This is a genomic window from Maribacter aquimarinus (assembly GCF_047345505.1).
Taxonomy (GTDB): Bacteria; Bacteroidota; Bacteroidia; order Flavobacteriales; family Flavobacteriaceae; genus Maribacter.
Map to the genome: position 1 here is coordinate 38,876 of NZ_JBLFEO010000015.1, position 24,785 is coordinate 63,660.

The 24,785-nt window shown below is 49.9% G+C and carries 13 protein-coding genes; 6 read left to right on the plus strand and 7 right to left on the minus strand.

The window, feature by feature from the left end:
• Nucleotides 1-129: 129 nt before the first annotated feature.
• Complete coding sequence (locus tag ACKWCC_RS11855; protein ID WP_413996155.1) at nt 130-1,485, plus strand: Gfo/Idh/MocA family protein; 1,356 nt, start codon at nt 130-132, stop codon at nt 1,483-1,485.
• 540 nt (nt 1,486-2,025) lie between these two features.
• Here the strand turns inward: ACKWCC_RS11855 and ACKWCC_RS11860 are convergent.
• The 3 genes from ACKWCC_RS11860 to ACKWCC_RS11870 form a co-directional block, all read right to left on the minus strand.
• A complete protein-coding gene (locus tag ACKWCC_RS11860; RefSeq protein ID WP_413996156.1) occupies nt 2,026-3,198 on the minus strand; it encodes a glycoside hydrolase family 5 protein in 1,173 nt (390 codons plus the stop codon).
• A 443-nt stretch (nt 3,199-3,641) separates the two neighbouring features.
• Nucleotides 3,642-5,501 (minus strand): DUF5060 domain-containing protein, encoded by a 1,860-nt coding sequence (locus ACKWCC_RS11865; RefSeq protein WP_413996157.1) that lies wholly within the window; start codon nt 5,499-5,501, stop codon nt 3,642-3,644.
• 30 nt (nt 5,502-5,531) lie between these two features.
• Nucleotides 5,532-9,089, minus strand: a complete 3,558-nt coding sequence (locus tag ACKWCC_RS11870; protein WP_413996158.1) for a sulfatase-like hydrolase/transferase — start codon at nt 9,087-9,089, stop codon at nt 5,532-5,534.
• A 444-nt stretch (nt 9,090-9,533) separates the two neighbouring features.
• Here ACKWCC_RS11870 and ACKWCC_RS11875 point away from each other — a divergent pair, with 444 nt between their 5' ends.
• The 4 genes from ACKWCC_RS11875 (at nt 9,534) to ACKWCC_RS11890 (ending at nt 15,468) form a co-directional block, all read left to right on the plus strand.
• Nucleotides 9,534-10,745, plus strand: coding sequence for a pyridoxal phosphate-dependent aminotransferase (locus tag ACKWCC_RS11875; RefSeq protein ID WP_413996159.1), 1,212 nt, complete (start codon nt 9,534-9,536; stop codon nt 10,743-10,745).
• Nucleotides 10,742-11,173, plus strand: a complete 432-nt coding sequence (locus ACKWCC_RS11880) for a RidA family protein (RefSeq protein WP_413996160.1) — start codon at nt 10,742-10,744, stop codon at nt 11,171-11,173. The genes ACKWCC_RS11875 and ACKWCC_RS11880 overlap by 4 nt, the downstream gene beginning before the upstream one ends.
• 292 nt (nt 11,174-11,465) lie before the next feature.
• A complete protein-coding gene (locus tag ACKWCC_RS11885; protein WP_413996161.1) occupies nt 11,466-13,439 on the plus strand; it encodes a M1 family metallopeptidase in 1,974 nt (657 codons plus the stop codon).
• A gap of 280 nt (nt 13,440-13,719) precedes the next feature.
• Nucleotides 13,720-15,468, plus strand: a complete 1,749-nt coding sequence (locus tag ACKWCC_RS11890) for a sulfatase family protein (protein WP_413996162.1) — start codon at nt 13,720-13,722, stop codon at nt 15,466-15,468.
• A 22-nt stretch (nt 15,469-15,490) separates the two neighbouring features.
• Here the strand turns inward: ACKWCC_RS11890 and ACKWCC_RS11895 are convergent, their stop codons facing one another.
• Nucleotides 15,491-17,116, minus strand: coding sequence for a sodium:solute symporter (locus tag ACKWCC_RS11895; protein WP_413996163.1), 1,626 nt, complete (start codon nt 17,114-17,116; stop codon nt 15,491-15,493).
• Between the two features lie 85 nt (nt 17,117-17,201).
• The gene (locus ACKWCC_RS11900; RefSeq protein ID WP_413996164.1) at nt 17,202-19,352 is read right to left on the minus strand and encodes a glycoside hydrolase family 3 N-terminal domain-containing protein; all 2,151 of its coding nucleotides are present in this window, start codon (nt 19,350-19,352) and stop codon (nt 17,202-17,204) included.
• Between the two features lie 87 nt (nt 19,353-19,439).
• Between ACKWCC_RS11900 and ACKWCC_RS11905 the strand changes: the two genes are divergently transcribed.
• Nucleotides 19,440-19,637 carry a hypothetical protein gene (locus ACKWCC_RS11905; RefSeq protein ID WP_413996165.1) on the plus strand — a complete coding sequence of 66 codons (198 nt, stop codon included), beginning with the start codon at nt 19,440-19,442 and terminating at the stop codon, nt 19,635-19,637.
• Nucleotides 19,638-19,869: 232 nt separating this feature from the next.
• Here the strand turns inward: ACKWCC_RS11905 and ACKWCC_RS11910 are convergent, their stop codons facing one another.
• Both ACKWCC_RS11910 and ACKWCC_RS11915 read right to left on the minus strand, forming a co-directional pair.
• Complete coding sequence (locus ACKWCC_RS11910) at nt 19,870-21,441, minus strand: RagB/SusD family nutrient uptake outer membrane protein (protein WP_413996166.1); 1,572 nt, start codon at nt 21,439-21,441, stop codon at nt 19,870-19,872.
• A 15-nt stretch (nt 21,442-21,456) separates the two neighbouring features.
• Nucleotides 21,457-24,504: a SusC/RagA family TonB-linked outer membrane protein gene (locus tag ACKWCC_RS11915; protein ID WP_413996167.1), complete on the minus strand. Its 3,048-nt coding sequence runs from the start codon at nt 24,502-24,504 to the stop codon at nt 21,457-21,459.
• Nucleotides 24,505-24,785 lie beyond the last annotated feature (281 nt).

Below are 24,785 nucleotides of genomic sequence, written 5' to 3' on the forward strand. Positions count from 1 at the left end.
GATTTATGCCCGGGGCAAGCAACGGTTTGCACAATGATGGGCCCAATTTTGGTCTTTCTGAAAAAGGGGATATCTTGCTGTACGATCACGGGGACTTGGTTATCTTTAGGAACATTAAAATAAAAATTCATGAGCAATAAGAACAGTAGAAGAAGTTTTGTAAAAAAATCCACCCTGGGGGCCATGGGCCTGGCAACGGCCTCCTCCATGGGGATGAGTGCCCAAAGTTACCGGAATATTTTGGGCGCCAACGATCGGTTGCACGTGGCCATTGCCGGGCTGGGCAGGAGATTGGGTGCCTTTTATGCCCCCATAGCCCATAAGAAGAGCAATGTTCGTTTGGCCTATCTCTGCGACCCCATGCAAAGCCAAATGGCCAAGGCTGCCGAAAAATTCAAGGAACACATCAATTACAAGCCGCAACTGGAGCAGGACATCTTCAAGGTCTTTGAAGACGATAAGGTGGATGTGCTCATCAATGCCACGCCCGATCACTGGCATGCCCCGGGATCTATAATGGCCATGAAAGCCGGAATGCACGTCTATGTGGAAAAGCCCAGCAGTTGTACCATGGAGGAGAATGAGCTTCTGGTGGAAGCCGCCAAGAAGTACAATAAGGTTGTGCAAATGGGCAACCAGCAGCGTTCTTCTGCACATACCCAACAGGCCATTGAAAAAATACATAATGGGGCCATAGGAAAAGCCTACAAGGCCCTGGCCTTTTACAGCAATGGCCGGGGCGTGGTGCCGCACCAAAAGAAAGCCCCCATACCCGAGGGGTTGGACTGGAACCTATGGCAGGGACCGGCGGTGCACCGTGAATATACCTCGGAGACCTGGGACTACAATTGGCACTGGTACGGATGGAACTACGGTACGGCCGAAATGGGCAACAATGCCACCCATGAGCTGGATGTGGCCCGTTGGGCCCTTGATGTGCACTTTCCACAGCTTGTGGAGGTAGAGGCAGACAAGAGGCACTTTGTGGACGATGGCTGGGAGATGTATGATACCATGATGGCGCGCTACACGTTTCCGGACAACAAGATCATTGAATGGGACGGGAAGAGCAGAAATGCCTTTAATACCTATGGCAGCGGTCGCGGGGTCATTGTTTACGGCACCGAGGGCACCGTTTTTGTTAACCGCGGTCATTTTAAACTTTTTGACCGAAAGGGGCAACTGGTGGAAGAGGTGCGCAGTGGCGGCCAGGAAGGTGGGGTTGCCCTGGGCGGCGGCGGTGATATGTCCACCTTGCACGTGATGAACTTTTTTGATGCCATACGCGGTAAGGGAACATTGACCGCGCCCATTGACGATGCCAATATCTCCATGGCCATGGTACACTTCGCCAACGTATCTTACAGGATAAAGCAGAATTTTGAAGTGGATGATAAAAAGGGAACCATGTTCAATAGGGAAGCCATGCAGCACTGGACCAAGCCCTATGAGGAATCTTGGAAAAGCAAGTTTTTGAGCTTGTAGGTAGGCCAATGATGTTCTTTGTGACCCGCGCAGCGATAGGCCACCTGCCCATAATGCTGCGCGGTTGTCAGGGTTCACCGAGCAAATGGGCTGGGCCAAGGCCAAGAAGACCTGGGGAATGGCGAGGTCTCCGCTCCCAACCCAAGTGCTCCCCATCTTTTGGGGCCCGGGGTGGACCCGGACGGTTACATTGATGGAGATGGCATACCTGAGAGGCACCATTCAAAGTGTTTTTGCAATTTCTGCAACCGTTGCTGCCCTATAACCTCAGGTTATTGTTTGTCCCTCATTGGGTTTGGAAGATGAAGAGGAATTCTTTACTTACCCCGTCATTGACAGAAGTGCCATGACCTGGAGTATGAAAAAAATGAAAAGACGCCTTAGGGTTAAAAGGAGGGGCGCCAGTATGATAAAGAACAAATACCGAAGCCTGGGTGCCCCATCTTGATTCTGGGGCCGGAAAGCATTAAAATGGGAGACTCCCTTTAAATCGATAATGGCCTTAGGCCTTCCTGGGCCAACAACGACCCCGGCGCACCTTCATTCATTGGCCGCTATGATGATGTCCGCAATGTTGCCAAATGGCCAGGTCAAGGTTCGTCTATCAAAAATGGCAAGACCGTCGTTGGAGATATCGCTGTTTCCATTGTCCCACCAAACGCTGGCAAAACCCCTTTCCGCCGCTTTTTGGGCATAAAATTCAGTATGTCTCAAGCGGTCCTCTACGTTGTTCTGGTTTCCGGAACTCCATTCCCCTAACACCACTGCCTTGCCATTGTCCGTGAACTTTGCCTTTATCCTGTCCATCTCCGCTTCCAGCTCGGCTTTGTCATCATCCGATCCCCATGTGGTATCCGTGCCTCCCAGGGTAAAGGGAAATGGAAAATAAGAATGCAGTGATATCATCGTGTTCTCGTCATCATTGGGCACGATCAATGCATCCATTGCCACTGGCAGGGTACTTGCGGCATAGGTGGCGATCATGATCTGTCTGGTACTGTTGTTGCCACCGGTTGCCCTTATGGCGTCCAAACTTACCTGATGGTACTGGTTTACCATGTCCCTGCCTTCTGCTGTGCCGCCCGTCCACTCTTCGGGCGTGTTTTCATAACGTGGCTCGTTAAGGGTTTCAAAAATGACATAGTCACTGTAATTGCGAAATCTGCCGGCGATCTGTGTCCAAAGTTTGGACAATCTATCCTTTACCTCATCCCCATTGTCATAGGTGGGTATGATCCAAGGGTCGTCATGATGTACATTGACAATGACGTACATGTCATTGGCCCTGGCATAGTTTACCACCTCTTCAACGCGGTCCATCCATTCTTTTTCAACGGTGTAATCCGGTGCGGGACCTTGGTGAAAACGCCAAGTGACCGGAACGCGCAAGGTCTTAAAGCCCCTTTTGGCCACTTCGTCTATCATTTCTTTTGTGGTGGCGGGATTTCCCCAAAAGGTTTCGTCCGGCCCTTCGGCATCAAGGCTATTGCCCAGATTCCAGCCAGTTTTCATATCGGTCGCAATCCCAAAAGGCGAGAGTCCTCTCATGACCCCGTCATCAAAATCACTGACGCCCGCCTCGGGCACCGGAGTGGTGTCTGGCGGTGTTGTTTCTTCTTCGGCCTCTTCCCGTGGAACAACGGTGACGTCCACGGTGTCAGAGCCACAGGAAACTATTCCAAAAAGGGCAATAAGCAAGAGTAATCGTTTCATACCTAGAATTTTTTAGTAAAAATAATGATCATCTTCCTCATTTAAAGTCTTAAATGATGTATATGGTAAAACAAATGTTGCACCCCACCAAGCAAATGGGCCGGTTGTTGCCCAAAACCAGCGTCCAATGCCATATTACCTGGGGCGTTGGCGTAGTACGGTCCGTGCCGGGCCCTTGGGAGGGTAGGCACCTATTTAGGTGTAAAGTCCCGGAGCAGCAGTTTTTGTGGCAAGGGGCAGCCATGAAGGCGCAGTGCCAATTCTCCAATGGCCCAAGGAACGTTGCAAGAGGGCTTATACTGCGGGCCCAAGGGCGGTTGTGGTCCCAGCGCCCCAAATTGGTCTGGTTCTGTATTGGGCGGGTGTGTAAATGTGTGGGCCAGAAACAAATTCGGGGAAAGCAACTTGATGTTTGCGCAGTGCCAAAAAAAATACCGAAGGCCCTATGGAGAAACGAGCACCACCCAATCCTTGTGCGGATCTGCCGGCGGATGGCCCAAGCCAACTATGCCGTTGGCCGTCACTTTTTTCAGAGAACCTTCCAAGAGCGCACCCCCTTCCCTGGGGTTGTACCACCTCACCTTGAATTCCTTGCCCGATGGGCCCAGGTACAAACGCGTTGTCTTACGTAGCATGGGGAGATAGACCACGTACACTTCTCCTTTTTTGGCAAAACAAAAACTGTCGTCGTCCATCACCAATTCATCTGCGGGTTCCATTTCCCAAAACTTAATCTGTGCAAAGAAATCCAGAGCGTGTTTGTTCTGGTCCCAAAATAGGTCCCTGCTTCTAAAGTCCTGGCAGGTAAGATCGGAGTTGGGGCTGTCATAGCCAAAGTACCATTCCACGCCAAAGCCCCCTGCCGTGAGCGTTCCCCATAGGGCATTGGCCCTGGCCTCGTTGTGCTCGGGATCTTCATCATCTGGAAGCAGCGCTATGTTGGCCTTGCCCGGTTCATCTACGGAGAGCGCCCATTTTTTGCCGGTGGCATTCGATTTTTTGCGCCATTTTAAGACCCTGGGACGCACATCTTTAAAATCAGGTGCGCTCAATTGCAATGAGGCGCCGGTAAGGGGGGATTGATCTCCAATGAAATCATGGTACCTGGAGTCTTTATTGGGAAATGTATGCATTACCAGGTGGTGTTTGTAAGGGTCCAGTTCCCATACATAACGGGCCACTTTTAAGACCTCCTCCGTGGGTTGGTCGTTTTCCTCGCCCAAATTCCAGTTCAGGGCCAAGTGGTGGCCAAAACGGGCAATGAGTTCCCTGTAGTACAACTTGCCCTCAGTGCCAAAGACCCCGCCATCCATTAAGTGGTCTGTTTCGGTCTCGTTGGTTTTAAAATGTAGGAACATGCCCTTGGTCTCGGCATAATCAAAAATTCGTTCCCACTGCTCCAGTTTGGAAACATCCAATCTGGTTTTATGGAAAAAGGTTTCCCAGGCCTGCACTTGCCTTTTGTCGCTGGCATAGGCTTCGTACTCGGCCACTGGTCTCTTTAAAAGGTAGGGGAAAATGTTTCTGTCGTCCCCATCCACATTAAAGGTCAAGAAAGAAAAAACGTTGAGTCCCTCCGAGGCCAGGTATTGTATGGCGCCCAATAGATTTTTTCCCTTTCCTTGTTGCCAGGTGAAGGCTTGGGCATCTTCCTTGAAATCCCTGGCGTGGGGCTCCCATTGTTTCAGTAGGCCCAAGGCATTGGTGTGCGCATCAAAATCGGCATAGCCCAAGAGGTTTTCTGGTGCATCCACGCCCAATTTAACAAAGTATTCCCTGGAGTCCCGGAACTTTAGGTACGCTTCCCCAACATATTCCAAACGCCCTTTGGCGCGGTTGTCCCTGCCCGTCTTGTCACTCTCGCCAACAATGAAACTGCCGGAGGCGCCATCCATAAAACCAGCGGAGCGTCCTTTGGTACCCGCGCCCGCCACCGCTATTTCGGCACCTTTCTCAAAGCTTACGCTGTATTCCCATCTGCCAACGGCATCCGGGGCAAAGCGCACTTGCCAGATACGGCCCGCCGTGGCGCTGGTCTCTGCGGCGTTGCCATCCGCGGCATAAAAACCGGGCACTACATAGGTTTTGTCCCCATTGGTGAAGGTTACATTCAATCTAAAATCCAGAAACGGGTTCGTTTTGGCCAGCTCTTGGGTCTCCGGGCCTTCAAAACTTAAGGTGATGCGGTGCCATTTCTTTAGTTCACCATCAATTTTGGCCTCCGCCAACGGGGGCGTCCCCATTAGGGGCAGCACCATAAAAAAGCAAAATGCCTTGGTCAAGGACCGCCAATGGTTTTTCATGGTGCTGTGTTTATAGTCAATGGTTGGTGTTTAGAAGGAGTTTATTTTGAGTTGAATGGTGTGCTTGCCAGGGGAGAGCCTAATGTGTTCAAAGGCAGAGGGTACCTTGTCCCCGTTGTGGATGAGGTCTTTTCCATCCAGGCCGTTCAGGGAAAATTCTGCCACCATGTTTCCGGGAATCTCAAGCTCATAGGTCTGCAACCTTGGCCCGTTGTGGGTGTAAACCCCCTTAATGGTTCCCCTGACGGTGGGGACTTCTATGGAGCTCGATTGCAATGTGCTCATTTGTGGTTTAATGGTGGCCACCCCAAAACCGGGGGTCTTGGGCTTAATGCCCCATAGCCCTCTTGGAATAACGTTGGCCGGTACGGCACCCCAAGCGTGGTTCCAGTCCAAATTACGCTTGTATTTAATGTCCCAGGCCTCCAAGGTGATCGTGGAGCCAATGCGGATCATGTTGTACCAGCTTCGATCGCTGGTGTCGGTCAACAGGTCCAGGGCATAGTCTTCTTCCCCGGCGTTATAGAGGCCGTCCATTAGGAACTGGGCACCATATACACTGCAGGCCATGCCCCTGGATTTCACAAAATCCACAACCGACTCAAAGTGCTCTTCGGGCACCAGGCCAAAGGCCAAGGGCATCATATTGGCATGCAGGGAGGCGTGGTCTGTACCAATGCCATCCACATAAATGCCCCGTTCCTTGTCGAACATCTGCTCGTTCACGGCTTTTTTTGCCTTTGCGGCCCTAAGTTCAAAATCCAGTACCTCTTGGGTTTTTCCAAGAATTTGGGCAAATTCTGCCATGATCTTCATGTTCTCATAGAAAAATGCGTTGATCACGGTACTGTAGGGCTTAAAGACAAAGCCATCGCGTTCTCCCGGAGTGTCGCTGCCCAAAAAATTGGCCGGTGGCCAATCCACAATATCGGTCAGGGGTTTTTTATAGCCATCCGGGAAGCCAAGCTTCTTCATAAACTCCTTATCTACCTTGGTGGAGGTGATCAGGCCGTCTTCGTTGGAGAGTTCAAAGAGGGTTTTGTGTTTAAGGGGTTCATAGTAGCGTTCTATGAGCTCGGTATTGCCGGTGTACATATAATCTGCATAAATGAGCAAGGCCACATGTTGCTGCCATTCGGTGGGCCAAGTGGGGTTTTTCATAAAGTACTCAATGGTGCGCCGGGCCATGGCAAACTCCCTGTCCGTGGTGTAATGGCTCAACTGGTTCAGGTAGGCATCTGCCTCATAGGGAATGCGCTCGCGGTCTCCATCCACGTAAAGGCCGTTGAAGGTGGTGGCCTTGATGGAATACTTGCACAGGTCCCATACTTGGTTCAGGATGTCATCATCGCTCTTAAAACTGCTGGCGGTCTCGTCCCAATAGGTGTGGAAGGCCAGTTGCTCAAAATCCCCGGGTTCTAACGGCTCCTGTGCCCCTTCCACCTCGGCGTACCTAAAGGGCACTAGGGGCGGAAAACCGTCAGGAAGGGCCACGGCCTGGTTGGCCCGGGTATTGCGCTCGTCTTCCTGCACCTGAATTTGGTAACGTGTCTGTCCGGGTTTTACATCCACCTTGATCTCTTGGTACCGTATGTGGCTTTTGGCCGGTGGAGTCCGGTTCACGTTGCCGTCATCGTTCAGCATTTCGCCCACCCGTACCGTAAGGGTGTGCGGCGTTCTGGCCCCATAGTTGAACTCCATCGTGGCAAAAGCAGCCTTTCCAAAGTCCAGAAAATGGAAATTTCCCCGTTTCTCCATAAGAACGGGTGCCACCCGGGTGGTCATGTACTTGTTGTCCGTGGAAACGATATAGCTATCGCTCTTACCGGTGGTAAAGGTCTGGACATCGGAGTAGTCCACCAATCTGTTCTCTTCGTCCCAAATGCGCACTTTCCAGTAATAGGTGGCCCCAATGGCCAGGGGCTCTCCCCCGTATTCCACGTTGGTCGATGTCCCCGAGGCCACTCTCTTGCTGTCCCAGACATCGCCGTTGTTGGCATCAATGCGGGCCCGGTTCGAGGCCACCAGGATTTGGTATGCCGTTTGAAATTTGGAACCCAGAGGAACCGTCCACCCAAATTCTGGCTTTAGGTCAAAAACGACCACATCGGTCTCGGGCGCGCGTATGAGTTCCACGGTAAGATCGGTGGGAGCGGCCCGGTAGGCATCGCTGTTCTTGGCAATGAGCCTATCCGTACTTTTCCTAAAGGCCCCAAGCTTTTCAGCGAAGGCAGGGTCTTTTGCCAGATTGTTGATTTCCTGGGGGTCTTTTCTTAGGTCGTAGAGTTCCTCAATGGTCTTGTCGTTCACATAGCGGAAGTATTTCCAGTCTTTTGTGCGTACGCCTTCGCTGGGCGGTATGTTCTCAAAGTCCCAGATGTGCTCTATCAGTACGGTGTCGCGTCCAAAATCCCTGGTTTTGTTCGCCACAATGGGCATTAGGCTCTTGCCCTGCCAGGTGGCGGGGGCCTCAATGTTGGCCAGGTCCAGAATGGTGGAGGGCACGTCTATATTCAGGGCCAGGGCCTCACTGTCCTTTTGCCTGCGCTGTCTGGGATCGAAAACGATCAGGGGCACCCGAACGGAGTTGTCGTACATGAGCCATTTGCCCGCCATTTGGCGTTCGCCCAGAAAATAACCATTGTCCCCCATGAGGATGATCACCGTGTTTTGGTCCATCCCCTTTTTCTTGAGTGCTTCCCTCATTTTGGCGATCTCACGGTCTATGCCGTAGAGCATGCGGTAGTAGCCCTTTACACTGTGTTGGTATTTTTCTGGCGTATCAAAGCGCCATCCCCAACGCAAGCGGTTAAAGCCGTCACGTACCATTTTGGGCTGGGCCTCAAAATAGGAGTCATCCGCCAATGCGGGTCCCGGTATTTGGGTGTCTTTCAACAGGGCGTCCGAGGCTTCTTGCCAAAAAAATTGGTCTTCTGCCGGGTCGTGCGCATGAGGGGCGCTAAAGCTCAGGGAGAGGCAAAAGGGTTCGTCACTTTTTGCCTTGGCAATGTAGTCCAGTGCCTTTTGGCCGGTATAGCGGGTAAGGTGCACGGTGTCCTTGCCCAAGGTCTTGTAGTAGTAACCGCGCTTGTCCTTAAAGCGGTTGTTTCGGTCATAGGACTCATACTCGTCAAACTGCTTGTCCAAATCATCGTAGCGCACGCCGTATTTGCCAAAAAAGGCGGTTCTATACCCGTTTTCCTTTAAAATCCTGGGGTAGGAGGCCTTCATGTATTCTTCACGGACGTTCCCGGTCTGAAAGTTAAAATTGTGAGTGCGCTCGTAGAGCCCGGTTAAGATACTGGCCCTGCTGGCGGCGCAAATGGGAGTGGTTACCATGGCATTCGAAAAATAGGTGCCCTCTTTGGCCAGTTTGTCCATTTCCGGAGTGCTGATCAACTTGTTCCCGGCATAGCCAAGGGCATCAAAGCGCTGATCGTCCGTAAGGATAAAGATAATGTTGGGCGGTTGTTTTTGGTTGGTTGCCTGGCCTTGAACGGTAACCAGGCCAAGGCACAGGAAGGACAATAAGAATGGAATGGAATTCTTTATGGGATATGTTTTTCTGTTAGATTCAAAATAGTGCATCGCAACTTTCTTTCTCGGGTTAAAACCAAACTTATGCCCAACCCGTTCAAAACGCATCCTGTGCTATCCTGACGGAAGGGTACCCTTCCCTTCTTGACCGAAACGGTGGGCTTGGTATAAAAATAGCGTTCTTATCCTTTTGGGCAAGGGTAAAAGTTGGCCTGTTCCAACGGTGGTGCTTGCATTTGCCCTTGCATGCCCCACGTTGGTGAAATCTTCCCTTACCTTGCCAAAAGCTCCCCATTTTTCCTATGAACCATTGATTCTAAGTCATTGGCATTATTTTTTCTTTTTTTTAATGGTATTTTTAACCGCTGACAAAGGATTCGTTTTTAGGTTGAAAGGGCTGGGACTTATTTTTGCTATGATAAGCTGCGGTAGTGTGCTGCCGATGGTAGGATGATTTTGATGTGAGCCGCACCTTAGTTTTTAACAGATTGAAGTATGATGACAATTGAACAAAAATTTGAAGCGCTTAAGGCGGACAACGCCCCTGGGCAGGAGGTAAGGCAAACCAACGACAGTTTGGACGGTCTGGTGCGCGGTGAAATGATGGGTGGGGTTCCCGTGGATTTTTCCCATGGGGATGTTGACGCATTCCCTCCCACACCGCACTCCAATGTTGTCTGGAACGAAGGTTTTGCGAAGGGCGGGGCACAGGCCTACACGGAATACAGGGGAGATTTGGACATACGTACCTCGGTGGCCGAAGAACTGGGCGCGTTTACCGGGCGCCCCGTAAGCGCCAACGATGAACTGATCATTACCCCGGGCACTCAAGGTGCCCTGTTCTTGGCCCTCGGGGCCACGGTTTCCGCCGGAACCAAGGTGGCCGTGGTGGAGCCAGATTATTTTGCCAATAGAAAGCTCGTGCGGTTTTTTGGTGGTACGGTGGTGCCCATTACCTTGAGCTACGCCCCGGATCGTGAGGCCGGGATTTCTTTGGAGGTATTGGAAATGGCCTTTTCCGACGGTGTGGAAGTAATGGTGTTCTCAACCCCAAACAACCCCACCGGCCACGTGTACCCAGAAAAGATCATCAAGGGAATTGCCCAGCTTGCCAAAACCTATGGGGTTGCCATCATTGTAGATCAATTGTATTCCAGGATGCTTTACGGTGGCACAGAATATACCCATTTGCGTGCCCAGGAGGTGCTTCCCGAACAGCTCATTACCATTATGGGCCCCTCTAAAACCGAATCGCTAAGTGGGTTTAGGCTTGGGGTTGCCTTTGGCACCTCTGCCCTGGTGGAAAGAATGGAAAGATTGCAGGCCATAGTGTCCCTTAGGGCTGCCGGATACAGCCAAGCCGCCCTAAGAACCTGGTTCAAGGAACCCGAAGGATGGCTCAGCAACCGTATTGCCCAGCACCAAGAGATTCGGGATGCGCTGCTCAAGATCTTTAACGATGCCAACTTGGTCACTTCCGTGCCCGGTGCCGGCAGCTACCTCTTTCCCCAGTTGCCACCCTTGGCGGTAAACCTACATACCTTTGTCCGTTTGCTGCGCTACCAGGCCAATGTAACGGTTACCCCGGGCACGGAATTTGCACCCGACGCCAAAGATGGCATACGTCTCAACTTTTCCCAAGATCGGGATGCCGCCGTGGCAGCGGCCAAGCGCATTGTGAAGATGGTGGCCCTTTACAAAAAATGAACACAAAAAAGAACATACCGGTGCCACAGGGCAAATACAGGCCTGCCGTAAGGCACAATGAACTGATCTATACCTCGGGGATGACCCCCCGAAAACAAGGAAAACTGCTGTACGAAGGCAAGATTTTGGCATCAGATCCCGTAGATGCCCATAGGCCGGCCCTGAGGTTGGCCACGGAGAACGCCTTGATCGCCGCAAGCTCCTGCTTACAGCCCGGAGAGCGCATTGACAGGGTCTTGCAACTACAGGTCTATGTAAATGCAGAAGATGGTTTTACCGCCCATGCGGCTTTGGCAGATGTGGCATCGGAATTTTTAATGGAACGGTTGGGAGCTGGTTGTATGGGGGCCAGAGCGGCCATTGGCGTGGCCACCCTGCCCATGAACGCGCCCGTGGAAATAACGTTGTTGGCCCTAGCGGCCCAATGATCGGTGCCATAAGGTTGGTCAATGTCTTGGGCATTTAGGGAACCCAAGCCTTTTTTTGCCATTTTTCAAAAGGGTGGAGGGGGGCCAGGCCGTACTTTAGCTTGGGTGCTTCAAAAAAGAACGATGCTGTGCAGCAAACAAGCTTAAATCCAAGGTAAATTACGGATTATGGTGACGGAAGGAATCTCTCCAAATTGCAAAACCTAAGGGCAGAAACCACATCATTGTGCAAGCAATACGTTTGGCGGTTTTGGAACACAGAAAAACATCAACCTAAAAAATGATAACTTTTATGAGTTGTACAACTTTGAGGAAAGCACAACGGCCAAGCCTTCCCAACAACGGCCTTTATGCCCTGCTCTTTATTTGTTTAGGGGTGCTCGCCCAGGGTCAAGAAACCCTGTACATGCCCCTGGAGTTTAAGAAAGCCTATGAAAATGGGAGTCGATCGCTGAACGGGCTTCCGGGCAAGAACTACTGGCAAAACCACAGTGTTTATGACATTGAAGTGGAGATCGTTCCCGGTACGTGGAAGATTTTGGGCACCCAACACATCTCCTATACCAACCACAGCCCGGACAGTTTGGACCAGGTGGTGATCAGGATGTACCCCAACCACTATAAAAAGGGCGGCCTCCGCGCCAATGAGATGCCCCTGTCCAATTTAACCGAGGGCATGCAGATCACTGACCTTACGGTAAACGGTGAACCCGTTGCCTTGGAAAAGAGCACGTTTACCAGCGAGCTGGCCCATGCCGACCAGACCAAAAAAGAGGCGGACAAGATCTCCGTGAGCCGAAAGGCCACCTATCTGGTGCTGGAACTGTCGGATCCCCTTCCCCCTAAATCCGTTAACACGTTCACTATGGCATGGAGCACCGAGATGCCTTTGGAATACGTAAATAAAATCGGCGCCTATGATGCAGAGAGTGCTTTTGTGGGATATTGGTATCCTCAGATAGCCGTGTACGATGATATTGATGGATGGGACAAAACCGAATACACCGGTGCCCAAGAGTGCTATACCGATTTTGCCGATTTCAATGTGAAGGTGAAGGTGCCCAAGGGGAATTACGTTCTGGCCACGGGTCATTTGCAAAATCCGGAGGCGGTTTTTAGTGAGAAGGAACTGGAACGCTACCAGGCATTGACCCAAAGCGGGCAGACCATTACCGTCCTCGACGCCAAAAAGAGGGCCAAGGAGACAACCTCTTCAGAGATCTGGCACTACAGCGCCAACAATGTGAGGGATTTTGGTTTAGGGGTGAGCAATAATTTTACGTGGCTTGGCAAGCCCACCTTGGTTGGGGACCGTACGGTAGCTTCCAATATTCTCTTCAGTGAACGGGACCAGGAAAATTTAAGGGATTTAATGAACGTACAGAACCACGGCATTCAATTTCTGTCCAACAAACTGCCGGGAGTTGCCTTTCCCTATGATAGCTTTACCACCTTTGTTGGGGTGCCCGAGTTTGATGGGATGGAATTCCCCATGATGGCCAACAATGGGTTTTCCAAAAATGAGATACGGAACAATCTTATGACGTTCCACGAAGTGGCCCATACTTATTTACCGCATTGGGTGGGTGTGAACGAGATCAAGTATTCGTGGATGGAAGAGGGTTGGGTCACTTTTCTGTCCATTAAATATTGTCAGGACCTATACCGCGGCACGGAGCACGAGAACTTTGAACTGGAGCGCAGCATACGCAGCTACAACCGCAGTGCGGGCACCCAATGGGGGCCGCCCTTGTTCACACCATCCAATTATATGGTCATTAGATCCATGCATTTTCAGCAGTCGTACCGCAAGCCGGCCTTTATGTACTTGGCGCTTGAAGATCTCTTGGGCGAAGAAGTCTTTAAAAAATGCCTGCAGGCCTACTTGGAACGATGGAAAGAGAAACATCCCACGCCCTACGATTTTATGTTTACCTTTAATGACGTCAGTGGCCAGAACCTAAATTGGTTTTGGAACAAGTGGGTTTTTGGCCATGGCCATGCAGATGTGGGAATTGCCCAGTTGGAGGGAGACCAACTGGAATTGGAGAACTTAGGTGGTTTTCCCGTGCCTGTTTCCCTTAAAGTGACTTACAAAGATGGGAATCACCTTATCCTTAAAAAAACGGCCGGTTTATGGTCCAAGGGCAATGACAAGGTGCAGATAACCATTCCCAATGCTGCGGACGTAAGCTCTGTGGGCCTGATCACCGATGCCTTCCCTGATGTGGTCCGCGGGAACAATGAGCTCCAATTGCCCCAATAGGAGAGGGGAGAAAGTATCGTTTTGCCCGGTGGGCTGGGCAGCGGACCATCAGAAAAAAACGGTTTGGGGTGGCTGGGCCACCATACCCCGCTTGGCTGCGTTCACACATATCTTGGGTCCGTCGGGAAATGATATTGCCCGGTTCCCAACCAAAACTTGTTGTGAATGGGTGTAAAATGAGGTACCTTGTTTGGCCATTTGATCTCCGTATGTTACAGGACACCCTTCAAAATAAAATCGCCTATCCTTGCCACTTAAAAGAGATATAAATTAAGATATCATGAAGATTTTTGGAATGTTGAGCCAAACCAAGAAAACCCTTGTTTTGTTGTCCCTGTTCATCTCAGGCTGCAATATGGAGGCCAAAAAGGAGGGAATCCCTTTGGCAGGTGAAGTCACGCCGTTGGTTCAGCGCCCCAACATCCTATGGTTGGTCACCGAGGACATGGGGCCTTACATTCCTCCCTTTGGCGACTCTACCATTGTGACCCCCAATTTAAGCCGCTTGGCCGGGGAGGGCGTGGTCTATCCCCATTTTTTTTCCACCTCTGGGGTATGCGCTCCCAGTAGGGCGGCCATTGCCACCGGAATGTACCCTTCCGGTATCGGGGCCAACCACATGCGCACCACATCCTATACCGAGGTCACCGGACTGCCCAAGTATGGGGCCGTACCGCCGCCAGAGGTACGGATGGTGAGCGAGCTGTTGCGGGCAGAGGGCTATTATTGCACCAACAATTACAAGACAGATTACCAGTTCAAGGCACCCATGACCGCTTGGGACGATAACGGACCTTACGCCCATTGGCGCAACAGGGAGGCGGGCAAGCCCTTCTTTTCCGTGATGAACTTTACGGAAACCCATGAATCTGGCTTGTTTGAACCGTATGGCCATAGATATGTGGAACAACGTCATTACCAATCTGGCAACAGGGATTTTAAGTGGAAATCCGATCGTATGCCAGAGGATGGGACGCCCAAACATCTGCCCAAGGATGCCACATTCAACATCCCTCCCTATTTACCCGATACCGAGGTGGTGCGGCGAGATATGTGGAAGATGTACAACAACATTGCGGAAATGGATCGGCAAGTGGGTGCCGTGCTGAAACAATTGGAAGAAGACGGACTTCTGGAGAGCACCATTATTTTTTTCTATGGCGACCACGGTGGCCCTTTGCCCAGGCAAAAACGGCTTATTTACGATTCCGGACTCAACACCCCTTTGATCGTTCGGTTTCCCCAAGGCAAGGATGCCGGGAAGAGGGACCCCCGTTTGCTCAGCTTTGTGGATTTGGCCCCCACCATACTCTCCCTCACAGGATTTACACCTCCAAAGTATATGCAAGGCCAAGCGTTTTTGGGGCCCCACGCCGCCCAGGAGTCCCGTAAGTACATCCACGCCGCGGCCGATCGTTTTGATGGCTTTACGGATGCCATACGTGCCGTACGGGACCAGCGTTTCAAGTACATACGCAATTATAGGCCGGATCAAGGGTACTACCTGCCCATTGAATACAGGGAACGCATCCCCACCATGCAAGAGCTGTTGCGGCTGCGCAGCGAAGGCAAGTTGAACAAGGTACAGATGCAGTGGTTCAGGGACAAAAAGGATCCGGTGGAGCTGTTTGATTGTGTGGCCGATCCCCATGAGCTGAACAATTTGGCCGGCCGGCCGGAACACGCACAAAAGCTGCGAGAACTGGAAAATGAGCTAGATCGCTGGCTTGCCGCCATCGGGGACCGCCCAAACTTGCCGGAAGGGGATCTTTTAAATGACTTATGGGGCGGGGCCACCACACAGCCCGTGACCAAAAACCCCACCATAAGTTTGTCCAACGGTTCGGTTGTCCTGGCGTGTGCCACACCGGGGGCTTCCATTGGGTACAGGATCATCCCCGCGAACGGGACGGCCCCCGAGGCCTGGACCGTGTACCGCAGCGCTTTTGAGCTGCCTGAGGGCGCTCGGTTGGAAGTGCAGGCCCACCGCATAGGGTTTGTGGCCAGCGAGGTTGTTTCACCGCAGTGACCCCAATGCCGTGGTTTCCGGGTTACAGGGCCAGTGAACTGAAGGATACCATGATATAAATGACAATGAGCAAGGTAATGGCAGAGACCAGGATGTCTTTCCAGTTATAGCTTGCCTTGTTGTCTTTCTTCTGCTCCGCACTGACGCTACCAAATGTAAGGCCTTGCAATTGCGCTTGGGAAGGTGCTGGGTAAAACATGCTCACCGCAACGGCGATGGCAATGCAAAGGGCAAAAAAGTAGGCTCCAAAGACCAGCCAGTTGATATCGGCAATGGTGTAGATCACACTGCCCTCGGTAAAATTGCCCTTTAAGATTTCCAAGGTGAGCTTTAAAAAGCCAATGATGAACCCGCCCACCAAGGTGGCAATGGCCCCATTGGCGTTAATGCGCTTGTAAAAGATGCCCAGCAGGAAGACGGCCGCAATCGGAGGGGAAATATAGGCCTGGACATTCTGTAAATATTCATAAAGTCCATCGGATAGCCGTGTAATGATGGGGATCCACAACAAGCCAAGGCCCACCACAAAGAACGTGGCCACTCTGCCCGTTCTTACCAGTTCCGCTTCCGGTTTGTTGGGTTTAAGTTTCTTGTAGATATCCAGTGTAAAAAGGGTGGAGCAGGAGTTGAAAACGGAGGCCAGGGAACTCATCAATGCCGCCAATAGCCCCGCGGCCACAAGGCCCCTCAGTCCAGAAGGCAATAAATTGCTCATGAGAACGGGAAAGGCTTCATCTGGGCTGTCCCAATGTATTTTGCCCTGCATTTTAAGTCCCAAGGCCACCACTCCCGGAATTAGGAACAGGAAAACCGGCATTAATTTTAACAGGGCACCAAAAATACTGCCCCGTCTCCCTTCCTTTATGTTCTTGGCCGTGAGCACCCGCTGCACAATGACTTGGTCGGTACACCAGTACCAAATGCCCACAATGGTGCTGGTAATGAAGAGGGGGAGCCAAGGGTAATCGGGGTCGGAATTTGGCCGCCACATGTTAAAATAGTCCGCCCCAACCGTGGTTTTCAATGCTGTCCATCCGCCCACGGCATGGAGCCCCATAACGGTGAGCACAGCCGCACCCAGCACCAGTACAATGGCCTGAATGGTCTCGGTGTACACCACGGCCCGCATACCTCCCAAAACGGTATAAATGCCCGTGAGCACCACTGTGGCCACGGCACCGACCCAAAAGGGGATGCCCATGAGTGCGGAGACCACCACGCCCCCGGCATAAATGGTAACGGACACCTTGGTCAGGATATAGGCAACTAGGGAAACCACCGAAAGTACCCATCTGGAGCGGGCATCAAAGCGTTTTTCCAAAAACTCCGGCATCGTGAACACCCCACTTCTGGCGTAAAACGGCAAAAAGACCCAGCCCAGCATCAGTACGATCCAGGCATGTAGTTCATAGATGAGCAAGGGCATTTTGTCCCCGGCACCATTTCCGGCAAGGCCCACCACGTGCTCTGACCCAATGTTGGAGGCAAAGATCGAGGCGCCCACCACAAACCACCCCAGGTTCCTGCCCGCCAGAAAGTAATCCTCCGTATTTTTTTGTTTTTGTTTGATGACCCACCAGGCCACGCCCAACAACATGAGAAAGTAGAGGGCGATCACCACCCAGTCCAGCGTGTCCAGTCCTTTCATGACAGATCTAAAGTTTTCTCCCCCTTGGTAGGTTGGGGGTTTTGGTTGGTTCTTGGTTTGTAAATATCACTTCTTGCCCATGCGTTTAGCGCACTCTTAAGGTCGTTGTCTTCAAATCTTCAGACCTGGAGGAAGCCCCCACGTAAAGGGTGAAGGTGCCCGGTTCTACCACTTTTTCCATTTTCGCATTCAAAATGGAAAGCTCATTGAAGCCCAATTGAAACGACACGGTCTTGGTTGCTCCCGGCTTTAAGTGAATCCGCTCAAAACCTTTTAGTAGTTTTAAGTACCGTCCTACCGTGGCAATATCGTCACGTACATAGAGCTGCACCACTTCATCGCCGGCCACAGCTCCGGTATTGGTCACTTCCACGGAAATGGTGGCCGTGCCATCTGCTTCTATCTCGCTTGCCGTTAATCTGGGTGCGCCATATTCAAAAGTAGTGTAACTGAGGCCATGACCAAAGTGAAACAGCGGAGATTTGTCGCTGTACTTATAAAGTCCTTTACCAGAACCTATAAAATCTGGCCGTTCCAGATAGGTCACGGGGATCTGGCCCACATTACGGGGAAAGGACACGGTTAACTTGCCGCCAGGGTTCACATCTCCAAAAAGGGCATCTGCAATGGCATCTCCGGAATGCATCCCCAGGTACCAGGTCTCCAAAATGGAGGGGATGTTCTCTGCAATGTAATTAATGGTAAGCGGCCTACCGTTGATCAACACCACGATAGTGGGCTTTCCGGTTTTGTGAATGGCTTCCACCAACTGGTTCTGGACCCCAAAGAGATCAAGGTCTGAGCGATCTACCCCTTCACCACCGGTTCTGCGGGATCCACCCACCACCAAGACCACGGCGTCCGATTTGTTTGCTGCTTCAATGGCTTCGGCAAAGCCTTCCGTGGAATCGCTCAATAGATCACATCCCTTGGCGTAGTTTATGGTAATTTTATCGCCCACTTTGTTTTTAATGCCCTCCAGGGCCGAAACATAAAATGGCGGGAGCCCTGAATATCCGCCCAGAAGGGAATAGGTTCCCTTCTGGGGTCGTTCTTGGGTGGCATTTGGCCCAATGACGGCCAATGAGGAAATTTCGGAACTGTCCAATGGTAAAAGTTCATTTTCGTTTTTTAGGAGAATAATGGCCTTTTTAGCCATTTCATAGGCGTGGGCCTGGTGCTCCTTGGTGCTTACCACGGTATCTGTCTTTACCTCCTTGGAGCCAGATCCAAAAAGTCCCAACTTATATTTTGCCCTGAGAATGCGCTTTGTGGCCCGGTCCACATATTGTACCAGCTTTGGGTTTTTTTCCAAGGTGTCCAAGAGCACGGTTGGGTGGTAGGCATAGAGGTCCAATGGTTTGCCCAATACCAAATCCATATCCACACCGGCTTGCAGTCCCAGAAGGGCGGCCTCTGCACGGGTTTCCGTTATATGGTGCATGGTCTGCAGTCTGCCCACATCATTGTTGTCCGAAACAATAAAGCCGTCAAAGCCCAGTTCATCCCGCAAGAGGTCATTGAGCAACCAGCTGTTCATATGGCAGGGAATGCCATTGTAGTCCTGGTGTCCCGGCATAATGCACCCTACCTGGGCTTCCTTAATGACGGCTTCAAACGGAGGCAGGAACACTTCCCTCAAACGGCGTTCGGACATGTCACTGAAACCGCCATTGATGCCCCGCCTGTTTTCAGGGTAGCCCACAAAGTGCTTCGCTGTTGCCATTACGTGGTTTTCATCAAACTGCTCCTGTCCCATTCCCTGGGCGCCCTGTACAAAGGCCACGCCCATTCTGGAAACCAGATAGGGATCTTCCCCGTAAGATTCTTCCACCCGGCCATAACGGGCGTCCCCGGAAATTACATCCAGATTTGGAGAATACAAATGGGTAATGTTCAGTGCCCGTGCCTCCTTCGCGGTTTGCTCTGCCATTTTTTTTACCATTTCGGGGTCCCAAGTGCTGGCCACGGCAATGGCCTGGGGATAAACGGTGACCCCATCGTACCAGAGCCCGTGCAGCCCCTCGCCAAACTTCATGAACGGTATGCCCAATCTTTCATTGGCGGGAGCGTCTTGCGTAAGTTCGTTTATTTTTTCCTCAAGGGTCATTTGGGAGAGCAGTTGGGCTATCTTGGCCTCCATCTCCCCCTGGCCTTCCGTTACTTTTCCATCTTTATCATTTTGGCAGCCCATAATAACGGCCACCAACAAATACAGGAAAACTGTTTTTTTCATCGTAGTATGGGTTTCCATTGCGTTTCTGAATATATTGGGAATACTATTGGGGAGTGGGTCCCCTTTTCTTCAATGACATTTTTCTCTATGATGCTCCACGCTTGTCCCTTCCTGTCCCTGAAGCAATTTGGCTTTTGGGACATTGGGCACTTAATGTTCATTTCTTGGTGCCCAAGGGCAGATCGGCAAGGTGCTGTCCTGGGCAGCTTGGCCCTGTCCCGAGCGCCGTGCTGGGGCAGGGAACGGTCTTGCCACTTCCTTGCCCACGGCATTGTCTTCCAATAACCTATCTTGGTGGCAAGGTAAGGGCGGGCATCCATTTTGTTATCCCGTGGCGTCCTGTACCAGGGCAGACAAGACGCCCCCGTGGATTTAAGCCGATAATTTCTTCGGTTCCGCACCGTGGCCAATGGAACGTAAAAAAGGGGCGAACCAATGGTCCGCCCCAATTAAAAACTAAACTCAACAACTCAAAATGTCTTGGTCGGTGCCCCGCCCTAAGCGTGCTCCAAGGTGATCACTGCCTATATCCGTTATTGGTGGGGTCCGATTCCAATAGATTGGGGTTTCTTTCCAATTCTTGCAACGGGATGGGCAGGAGTACGTGCCACGGCCTAATATTGTTGTTTGGCTCCCAAAAACGATATTCCAGGTTCTGCACCACATCCAAAAGTATTCCCCAACGGATCAGGTCGTATCTTCGGTGGGCTTCCGCAGCAAGCTCCCATTTGCGCTCGTCATAAATGGCTTCCCGGAAACCTTGTTGGTCCAGCCCGGTGAGATCCCATTCTGCCTGGGTCTCATATGCGCGTTGGCGAATGGGATTCAGGTACTGAAAGGCCCCTGCGGGACCGTTGAGCTCATTCTCGCACTCGGCGGCCATTAAATAAACGTCGGCCAATCGAAATACCATACGATTGTCTTCATGATTAAAGCGTGGTGATGTGGCGAGGTCTAAATTCCAGAATTTTGCCATATAGGGAAAATTCAAGTCAAAGCCCAAATAATTGTCCACAATGTTCAATTCCCTTCTCAGGTCGTTCAATGGAAATTTTTCAGCGAAATCCTTGGAGGCCACTTGCAGGCCTGTTCCATTGAATGCTTCACCTCTTGCGCTGAGCGCATCTGCCAAAGCACTCCTTTCATCCGAATTGGCAGGTTCATCCCTTAAACGTGGATTGAACATACTGGGTCTCCAGCTATTATTTCCTGCAAATGACCTGCCCGGGAATGCGGGGTCAAAGATACCCTCAATGTCCCTGGCGAAATCCAACGACCATATTATTTCTGCATTGTACTCGTTGGCCGGATCAAAAACCTCTGCGTAGGTGGGCAATAATACATGGGGAGATTCATTGATGATTTCCAAACACTTGGTTAGACCGGCCTGCCAGTTGCGTTGTTTCATGTAAATCTTGGCCTCAATGATGGCAGCCGCCCACTTGCTGGCACGGCCATTTTGGTCTGCGGGGTAGACAGAGGGCAAAATGGACTGGGCAAACTGTAGATCCTCCAAAACGCCGCTGATAATGGTGGCCTCATCGGTTCTTGGCAAGGAACCAACCTCTTCCAAGGTCAGGACCTCCGTGTAGTAAGGGGCATCACTCCAAAGATTGGTAATATGCCAATAGGCCAATGCACGTAAAAATCTAGATTCTGCGATAACCTCTGTACGTACATCTTCTGTTATAGCTTCATTGTCCGTTACCCGTTCAATTATGAAATTTGAATTGAACACAACTCTATACAGGTCTTTCCAAGTATCTGAAACGCTCATTTTTTGAACAGATACATCAGCTAGTGCCTCATCCAATGTGTAATTACCAATAGGCTGCACAAAATTTGCGGAGCGATTAGGTTCGATAATATCGGCACCATTGTCATAAAAATGGTCAAGGCCTACCTGACCGTAAATGGAGTTGTTCTTTAATATGGCGTACGTGCCTTGTATGGCCTGCCTTGCATCATTATCGGATGCAAAAAATGTTTCCGGGGCAATAACTGCTCTCGGGTCCTCTTCCAAAAACTTCTCACAACTTACCATTGTAAAAAGTATGAAGACGAATAAATAAATGTTCTTTGTTTTCATATCTAATTCTTTTTGTTAGAAAGTTACATTAAGACCAAGTGTAATAATCCGAGGATTAGGATAATTCGCATCTAAAAAACCCAGTGCTATATTGCCAAATTGGTTATTACCTTCATTGAAGTTATTGGCTTCAGGCTCGATCAAACGAGTTTTGGAGAACAATAGCAAATTACTGCCGTTTACGTAAATAGTTGCATTTTTCACTCCATTCAAGCCCATTTTGTCGGTAGGGAAATTATAGGCCAAACGTACCGCTTTAAGACGTACGTGCGAACCATCCTCTACATATTCTGAATTGATAGGGGTGTTGGTTACAGAATCACTTCCTGCCCTGGGAATGTCAGAAGTAGGGTTATCCGGCGTCCAACGGTTTCGTAAATCTCCAAATTTTACCGTTTCGCCGCGATTGAAAAAGTGATTTCTCATTCTTAAGTTAAATACCTCGTTGCCCGTAGTACCTTGAAAGAAAAAGGAAAAATCAACATTCTTGTACGAAAATGAGTTTTGGATTCCGAAAATCAAATCCGGAAAAGGACTTCCCAAAACAACATTGTCTTCCGTCGAGATAATACCATCGCCATTCAAATCTTCAAATCGGGATCCTCCGACAACTTGAGCGGTAAGCCCCGAAGCATCTATTTCTTCTTGACTTTTCCATGTTCCCAAATAATTTACCCCTGTGAAAACAGGGACCGATTCCCCCACGATTAATCGTGTATTACCAGAACCTATGATGGGATCTACGACTAGATCAATGAATTCTTGACCCCCAAGGTCCAATATTTCATTCTTGTTTGATGCTAGGGTCAGCGTAGTGTTCCAACTAAAGTCGTTGTTGGTTATATTGGTAGAATTAACCAATAGTTCCCACCCTTTGTTTTCAAGTGAACCCACGTTTTGTAATTGACTTGTAAAACCCGTTTGTCTAGGTATGGTTACATCCAATAACAAGTCATTGGTTTCCTTTTGGTAGTAGTTGAATTCTGTAAATAGACGACCACCAAAAAATGAAGCTTCCAAAGCAATATCGAATGATGAGGTAGTTTCCCATTGCAAATTTGGATTTGACGGTCTGCCTAAAGTTAGTCCCGGCACCTCAGATCCATTAAGCGTAGTGTTGGCTTCCGTGAGAACCCCTAATGTCCTGTAGGGGCCAATTGCTTGATTACCAGAACGCCCCCAGCTTGCTCTTAACTTTAAATCGGAGAATACGTCTTGGTCTTGCATAAAGGCTTCTTCGCTGATTTTCCAAGCTCCTGCAACTGAAGGATAGAATTCATACTTGTTTCCAGGCGCGAAAACAGAACTACCATCTGTTCTTCCTACCAGTGTTAAAAGGTACTTATTTTTGTAGTCATAGTTTATCCTTCCGAAAAACGAAGCGATCTGGAATGCGGTATAGTTACTGCTCACAATTGATCTAATTGGATCGGAATTGTTTAGGTTGTTAAAACCCGTGGCATCACTGGTAATGCCCAATGCCTGTGCCTCCGTAGTTTCAGTTTCCACTTTCTGAAAAGAAGCACCGCCAAGAACGGTTAAACTGTGATTTTCGCCCAATTTAGTATTGTACTGTATGGTGTTTTCATTGTTCCAGCCCACACTGGCTACCGTTCTAACGCTTGCATTGCCGCCATCTGTTATGCCTACGGCAAGGTTGCCCGGTAATTGACTGGAATTAAATCTGTTTCGTTTAATATTATTGAATTCTGGACTAAAAGTAGAACGAATGATCCAACCGGGTGCTGGTTTATATTCCAAGTACGCTGTGGCCAACAAGTTATTGGTAAATGTCTGATTTGTGTTCAACTCAAAATTTGCAAGCGGGTTGTTGAATGGCGAACCAACGACATCATCAAATCCGTTGAAAGAGCCGTCTTCATTAAAGGCCGGCTGGGTACGCAGAGTTCCGAACAAATTCCCACCAAAAGAGGTAAGGCCGTTGTCATTTTTAATTCTGGAATAATTGATACGAAAACCTGTTTTCAATTTATCACTTAGATTGATATCTAAATTAGATCTAAAAATGAATTTTTCGATACCCGTACTCTTTACAATACCTTCTTGATTAAAATAGTTAAAGGAGTTAAAGTAGTTCACATTTTCTGAAGACCCTGAAATGGATACGTCCGCATTATAGATTGGAGCGGGCCCCGTTGTTAAATCAACCCAATCGTTATTAGGGTAGGTAGAGGGATCATCTGGAAATGGTATCGCCACTTCTCTAAAAGTATTGTGCTCATTGGTAAAGGCAATTTGTTCTTCCCGAGTCAATACATCAGGCAATTCAGGCATCATTTGCATACTGGTGAATATATTTACGCTCACTTCAGGTTTACCGGCACCCTTGCCTAGACCACTTTTGGTCGTGACCAAGACCACACCGTTAGCACCCCTAGAGCCATAAATGGCAATGGAAGAGGCATCCTTGAGGATTTCAAGGGACTGGATATCGCTGGGGTTGATATTGTTCAAGTTAAAATTGGTTCCAACTACAATCCCATCAATAACGAAAAGAGGTTCGTTACTGCCAGTAATGGAGTTACCACCTCTTACCCGTATGGTCGTGCCCGCTCCGGGCGCACCACTTGCTTGGGTTACCTGAACACCCGCGGCCCTACCTTGTAGCACTTGGTCAACTCTTGAAGCAGGTACCTGGGTTATATCTTCCGAACTAACCGAGGCCACGGACCCCGTTAGGTCCGATTTTCTTTGGGTACCGTACCCAATGACCACCACTTCATCCAGTTTATTTCCAGATTCCAAAACCACGTTTATCTGTGTCTGATCGCCAACAACGATTTCCTGTGCAGTAAAGCCTATGTAGGAAATGATAAGGGTATCTTCCGGGTTGGCCTGGATACTAAAGTTTCCGTCAAAATCTGTGGACACCCCTTTTGTTGTCCCTTTTACCACCACGGAGGCACCGGCCAAGGGTCCCTCACTGTCCGATACTGTCCCGGAAACGGTCTGTTGCGCCCAAGAGCACAGTGAACCTAGGACAAACAGCATGAACAGGTACTTGCCCTTGGCGTTTTTGAAAATGAGCTTGGTTTTTTTCATAAGAGTATTTTATTCTGTTTAGGATTGAAAAGTAAAATGATGCCCACGGCTTACCATCCTGTGCTGTACTGTAGGGTATGTGGTGTAAAACGGTTGAATACCTGTCCTTAAAGGCCATTCACCCAAAAGAGGCATTGATGTTTTTTTAACATTTAAGATGGGGAATAGACTTTTAAAGACCAGGTTTTAAGCTTTTTTATTCGTTTTTAAGGACGGTTTTTAACCATATCGTAAACAATCGTAACAAGCTCATTTAAAGGAATGGTTACCTTAGAAAAGTG

Bases quoted from the DNA above. Each gene is read 5' to 3' on its own strand.
- ACKWCC_RS11855 (WP_413996155.1), top strand. From the start codon at position 130: ATGAGCAATAAGAACAGTAGAAGAAGTTTTGTAAAAAAATCCACCCTG.
- ACKWCC_RS11860 (WP_413996156.1), bottom strand. From the start codon at position 3,198: ATGAAACGATTACTCTTGCTTATTGCCCTTTTTGGAATAGTTTCCTGT.
- ACKWCC_RS11865 (WP_413996157.1), bottom strand. From the start codon at position 5,501: ATGAAAAACCATTGGCGGTCCTTGACCAAGGCATTTTGCTTTTTTATG.
- ACKWCC_RS11870 (WP_413996158.1), bottom strand. From the start codon at position 9,089: ATGCACTATTTTGAATCTAACAGAAAAACATATCCCATAAAGAATTCC.
- ACKWCC_RS11875 (WP_413996159.1), top strand. From the start codon at position 9,534: ATGATGACAATTGAACAAAAATTTGAAGCGCTTAAGGCGGACAACGCC.
- ACKWCC_RS11880 (WP_413996160.1), top strand. From the start codon at position 10,742: ATGAACACAAAAAAGAACATACCGGTGCCACAGGGCAAATACAGGCCT.
- ACKWCC_RS11885 (WP_413996161.1), top strand. From the start codon at position 11,466: ATGAGTTGTACAACTTTGAGGAAAGCACAACGGCCAAGCCTTCCCAAC.
- ACKWCC_RS11890 (WP_413996162.1), top strand. From the start codon at position 13,720: ATGAAGATTTTTGGAATGTTGAGCCAAACCAAGAAAACCCTTGTTTTG.
- ACKWCC_RS11895 (WP_413996163.1), bottom strand. From the start codon at position 17,116: ATGAAAGGACTGGACACGCTGGACTGGGTGGTGATCGCCCTCTACTTT.
- ACKWCC_RS11900 (WP_413996164.1), bottom strand. From the start codon at position 19,352: ATGAAAAAAACAGTTTTCCTGTATTTGTTGGTGGCCGTTATTATGGGC.
- ACKWCC_RS11905 (WP_413996165.1), top strand. From the start codon at position 19,440: ATGATGCTCCACGCTTGTCCCTTCCTGTCCCTGAAGCAATTTGGCTTT.
- ACKWCC_RS11910 (WP_413996166.1), bottom strand. From the start codon at position 21,441: ATGAAAACAAAGAACATTTATTTATTCGTCTTCATACTTTTTACAATG.
- ACKWCC_RS11915 (WP_413996167.1), bottom strand. From the start codon at position 24,504: ATGAAAAAAACCAAGCTCATTTTCAAAAACGCCAAGGGCAAGTACCTG.